The following is a 4976-nucleotide window of genomic DNA, read 5'->3' on the forward strand; positions in this document are numbered from 1 at the left end:
ACAACATGAAAAGCCAGCAAACAACACGCCACCAAATAAATGGCATCCCCTTTGTGCCACTCAATGCTACCATCGCGGGTGAATAACAATACGACTATTGCTCCACCAGCCCCCAGTAAATAACCCAACCACTGCCTAAGCCCCGTGGCTTGCCCAAACAGGCTGGCGAACAATGCACCGATAATCGGAACTAAAGTGTAAATTACCGATGTATTCAACGAGGTAGTGGTTTTTAAGGCGGTAAATAGCCCAATGAAAAAACCAACTAAGCTGCCACTAATCAGTAAATAACGTAACACAAAACTAGTTGAGTAAAGCGACTCTCGTAACGAAAGACTACGCCGAGACCTTGTTAAGCAATAGATTGGGGTCATGAGCAGTAGCGCAAATCCGAAGCGCAAACCAGTGGTAACAAGTGGCGAGGCATAATCGGTGATTCTGGCCGAAGCCACAAACGAGGAAGCCATTAAACCGGCCCACATTAGGGCCAAAATTCGGGCGCTCATTGGCTAGCCCTATTATCAGACTTGGCCTCAGGAAGCTTAGGTGCGAGGTAGCGCTCAAACAAAAATTCACACACCTCTGGCGCTAAAGCCATAAAGAAGTACTGAGTAAGCAGCTGATGTAACTGGGTCGCCGAGCTCACTAGGGTCTCACTGTGCTGCTCGCCCTGCCTATGAGTAAAAGTAGTGTTGCTTAGGGCCCAAACTTGCTCGGCGTTTTTACGGCTAACCAGCAGGTTATTAACAAATACCGCGTCGGGATGTTGGTGAGAGTAAAAATGCCCTAGTTCACAGTCAGCTTCACTATACTCGGCCAAGTCAAAGCGATATAGAATGAATGGCTCGCTGCCGTTATCCTGTAGCAATTCGTACTCATTGTTTTCCAGAGCGCGGATCCGGTAACTATCTAAACCCGCGGGCTGAGCATTAGCCTGGCTTAAGGCGATTAAGCCCACAGGGCACGCCGGGCCAAAACCCACATCGAGTAAGTATTTTTCACCGTTTAACTCAAGCAGATTAAAGCGATGAGTTCTGGGCACAGGGCGAATATAGTTATTCAATACTCGGCCCAGCACGATTTTGGGGGAATAACCCAAGTGTTCAAGTAATTGGTAGGCCAACTTATTGTGTTCGAAGCAGTAGCCGCCCCGTTGCTGATACACTACTTTATCGAGTAAGGCCGGTATATCTAAAGGCAATGGCTGCTTAAGCAATACAGCTAGGTTATTAAAACTGAAGCACTCCAAATGGCGAACCACTAAACGCTGAAGAAAAGCCAAGTTAGGTTGAGCGGGTGGCGTCAGTGCCAATTTTGCCAAATAGTCATCTAAATTCATTTTGTTACCTCCAATGACCCAACATAGTGTACAAATTCAGCCTTCGCCTTGCGCACTTTGCTAGGCGGAGTAGCATCAGCTTCTCTATAGCCCAGCGCACAGATAACACTGGCACTTAAATTGTGTTTGCCTAAACTCAATATCTGATTCACCACCGCTTGCTCAAACCCGGTCATTGGGCAGCTATCTATTCCCAAAACCGCAGCTTGACATAATACCGAGCCCAAACCCAAATAAGCTTGCTGCTCCGCCCAAGCCAATCGCTGCTGTTGAGTTTTATCTCGCAGAGCCGCCTTGATATGCTCGGCATAACCAGCCAAGCTTTCTGCTGTCGTATTGGTTTGTTGATAGTAGCGAGCAAAGTAATCATCTACGGTACTATCGCCAATCGACGTTTCGTTGGCAAAAACCAATAAATGCGAACAACTTTTAAGCTGCTCTTGGCCATAGGCTGCCTCGGCCAGTTTGGCTAATAGACTCCGCTCTTCCACCACCCACACTTGATAAGGTTGAAGACCATAAGACGAGGCCGATAACCGAGCTGCTTCGACTAAACTCTCTAAGTGGCTCGGTGCTATGCTACGACTGGAAAATTGCTTTAACGAATAACGCCACTGTAATGCTGGAATAATGCTGTTCATATAGATGCCCTTGCGATTAACTGTAGCGCTACTATATTGTTCAACTAGCTAGCCGTAATTAACCTCGGTTAAGTGCGGGAAAATAAACTACCTCACCAGGAATACCACAATGCACCGTAGGCTCTCCAATAAGTATGGTGAAGAACTACAGCTGCGGCCTTTGCGTAGCAGTGATGCTTCCAATTTTGCAGATTTCCTGCGCAACTTAGGCCCCGAAACGCGGGCACGTTTCGGCCCTCACCCCTTAGATGAATGCACCGCTCATGCCCTCTGCGCTGCCCAGCCAGAAGCGCAAATTCAACGTTTGGTTTTATGTGAGAAACAGGCCATTGTGGGTTATTTCATCTTGGATTTCACTCCGGCAGAGGCCGAGCAACAACGCTATCAGCAAGCGGGTATAGGTTTGAACTTCCAGTTAGAGCCTCGGTTTGCCCCTTGCATCGTTGACCACTATCAAAACCAAGGTTTAGCTTCATTGGCCATGGCTGAACTCATCAGCTATTGCCAACAACAGGGCTTAAAAAGCTTGGTATTAATGGGTGGAACCCAAGCCAGCAACCTCAGGGCTATTCACTTTTATAAGAAAGCGGGCTTTGCTGAATTTGGCCGTTTTTACACCGCCTATAATCAACAAGACAATTTAGATATGCGCCTATCTTTATAAGCAACCGCGCACAAAAAAGCCCAAGCAAGCTTGGGCCTTAAACACTATAAAACGACAGTTTAAGCTTCAGCTAACATTTTACGAGCCGCTTCCACAACCACATTCACCGCTTGGCTTTCGGTATTTTTCATTAAGCTTTCGTCGGGAATTTCTTGCTGGGTACGATTCACAATTACCCCTGCGACACAACCGGCTTTTAAGCCCTGCGATGCACACATGGTAAACAACGTGGCGCTTTCCATTTCAAAGTTAAGCACCCCCATGGCTTGCCATTCGGCCATTGAACCTTGCAAAGCCTTGGTAACACGTCCAGACACCGTATCGTAACGCTCTTGCCCAGGGTAGAAGGTATCACTGGAAGCTGTCACGCCCACATGGCAAGTCGCCTTGGCTTCTAAAGCAGCGGCGTTTAATGCCTGCATACAAGAAAAGTCGGCCACCGCGGGAAAACACATCGGAGCAAAATGGCTACTCGCTCCATCTAAACGTACCGATGCTGTGGTCACAATTAAATCCCCTACATTTATATGCGGTTGAATCGCGCCCGTAGTGCCTACCCGGAGAAAGGTAGTTACGCCTAACTGCGCTAGCTCTTCCACAGCTATCGAGGTAGAGGGGCCACCAATGCCTGTGGAACACACCACTACTGGCTTACCATCAAGTAAACCAAGGTAAGAGGTAAACTCTCGATGAGCGGCTAATAGTTCGGGTTGCTCTAATAATGAGGCGATGCGTTCTACACGCTGAGGATCGCCGGGAATAATCGCAAGGCGCGCGCCTTTTAACATTTCTGGGTTTAAGCCCAAATGAAAAACAGTGGCTTGCTGGTTCATCGTTACCTACTTAATTTGCTTCCGTGATTATTGAGCTGAGCATAGGACGAGAATCGAGCAATAAGTGTGAAACATCTCGCATTTGAGCTCGACTTGGCCCTAATACGGCCGATAGTTACTCATTATGTTGGAAAATTTGCGATTAATTTTATCAATGAGCGAACTTTTTCAAGCCACTGTGTTCTACAATAAGCTAGAAAATAATCTTTATGCTTACCAAGAGGTAATACCATGAATAAACCATTGATGATGGGTTTAACACTGATGATGGGAGTAGGACTGAGTGCTTGCGCCAGCAAGCAAGCGGAGACAAGCATGGATTTAGCTAACAGCCGTTGGTATATGAGCGGTGACTATTACCAAATTGCCGACATAAAACTGCCAGCCTTTAACTTAGAGCAAAATGAGCAAGGCTATAAAATTAGCGGCACCACCGGTTGTAATAACTTCTTTGGCCAAGCCAGTTGGGACGGCCAGCAACTCATCATAGAGCAACCTTTAGCGCTTACTCGTAAAATGTGTGCAGGCATGGCCAATACCATTGAAGCAGAATTTGTTGAAGCCATAGCGCAGCCACTCACCCTAGACGGCGAGCAACTGCGCTTGAGCAATGGTGCCGAGTTTAAACGCGTGCCCAGCAACGACTAGAACGGGCCAATTAAGCGGCGGCGCTAAACCAGCGTTGCCGTAGATCGTTCACTGCTGCCATTAACATCAGCAAGCCAATGATGACGCTACTGCTTATTACCCAGCCGCTATTAAGTAGCTGTTGTTCCTGCCATTGCGCCGGATTGATTTGCCAACCCCAATGACTCACCATAACATCCAAGCCCCAACCAAAGGCCATAGCACTGCCAATCACTCCCACTAAATAGGCCACTAAAGCACGCATGCCCATTTCTTGGCGCACCAACATCAAAGTGGCAATATTAGTGGCCGGCCCCGCCAACATAAATACCAAAGCCGCACCAGGAGAAACCCCTGCCAGCATCAAGCCTGCGGCAATGGGCGTAGAAGCGGTGGCGCAAATGTACATCGGGATCCCCACCAGCACCATTACTAGCATGGTTAACCAGCCCTGCCCCCAGCGCGTCATAAAGCTTTCTGGCATATAAGTCTGAATTAAACCGGCAAACACTAAACCAATCAGTAACCAAAAGTAGCTGTCTTCCACCAGCTCTTTAAAATTGTGTAGCCAAGTTTTGATGGTTCGGCTAAGGCTGGTTTGCTCGGCGGGTTTAGTCTCTCCCGCACAACACTTGCTGCCACTGCAACAAGACTTAGCGGCGGTGCTAGGAGCGGTGTCGGTGTCGGTTTCGGCATTGCCCACTAACAAGCCCGCCACAATGGCACTAACCACAGCAGCGATGGGCCTAACGATAGCCATTATTGGGCCTAACAAGGCGTAAGATACCGCCACCGAATCCACTCCAGTCTCAGGCGTGGCAATTAAAAATGAGGTGGTTGCACTCTTTGAGGCACCGGCCCGGCGCAGCCCC

Annotated in this window: 7 protein-coding genes; 2 read left to right on the top strand and 5 right to left on the bottom strand. The window is 48.3% G+C overall.

Annotation, left to right across the window (positions count from 1 at the left end):
* The 3 genes from ACQY6Q_RS10860 to ACQY6Q_RS10870 all read right to left on the bottom strand — a co-directional run.
* On the bottom strand, positions 1-506 hold a 506-nt coding region (locus ACQY6Q_RS10860), incomplete at its 3' end, for an EamA family transporter (protein WP_427981286.1).
* Positions 503-1339 (bottom strand): arylamine N-acetyltransferase family protein, encoded by an 837-nt coding sequence (locus ACQY6Q_RS10865; RefSeq protein WP_427981288.1) that lies wholly within the window; start codon positions 1337-1339, stop codon positions 503-505. The genes ACQY6Q_RS10865 and ACQY6Q_RS10860, both read right to left, overlap by 4 nt.
* Complete coding sequence (locus ACQY6Q_RS10870; protein ID WP_427981290.1) at positions 1336-1980, bottom strand: NAD(P)H-dependent oxidoreductase; 645 nt, start codon at positions 1978-1980, stop codon at positions 1336-1338. The genes ACQY6Q_RS10865 and ACQY6Q_RS10870 overlap by 4 nt, the downstream gene beginning before the upstream one ends.
* 109 nt (positions 1981-2089) lie before the next feature.
* Here ACQY6Q_RS10870 and ACQY6Q_RS10875 point away from each other — a divergent pair, with 109 nt between their 5' ends.
* Entirely contained in the window at positions 2090-2644 is a 555-nt protein-coding gene (locus ACQY6Q_RS10875) for a GNAT family N-acetyltransferase (RefSeq protein ID WP_427981292.1), read from the top strand.
* 59 nt (positions 2645-2703) lie between these two features.
* Here ACQY6Q_RS10875 and udp read toward each other — a convergent pair whose 3' ends face one another.
* Positions 2704-3477 carry a uridine phosphorylase gene (udp, locus tag ACQY6Q_RS10880; RefSeq protein ID WP_427981294.1) on the bottom strand — a complete coding sequence of 258 codons (774 nt, stop codon included), beginning with the start codon at positions 3475-3477 and terminating at the stop codon, positions 2704-2706.
* A gap of 231 nt (positions 3478-3708) precedes the next feature.
* Between udp and ACQY6Q_RS10885 the strand changes: the two genes are divergently transcribed.
* Positions 3709-4125, top strand: a complete 417-nt coding sequence (locus ACQY6Q_RS10885) for an META domain-containing protein (RefSeq protein WP_427981296.1) — start codon at positions 3709-3711, stop codon at positions 4123-4125.
* 10 nt (positions 4126-4135) lie between these two features.
* On the opposite strand, the gene ACQY6Q_RS10890 is transcribed toward ACQY6Q_RS10885, so the two are convergent.
* On the bottom strand, positions 4136-4976 hold an 841-nt coding region (locus ACQY6Q_RS10890; RefSeq protein ID WP_427981298.1), incomplete at its 5' end, for an SO_0444 family Cu/Zn efflux transporter.

Origin of the sequence: Agarivorans sp., assembly GCF_050295395.1 — a bacterium.
Lineage (GTDB): Bacteria > Pseudomonadota > Gammaproteobacteria > Enterobacterales > Celerinatantimonadaceae > Agarivorans.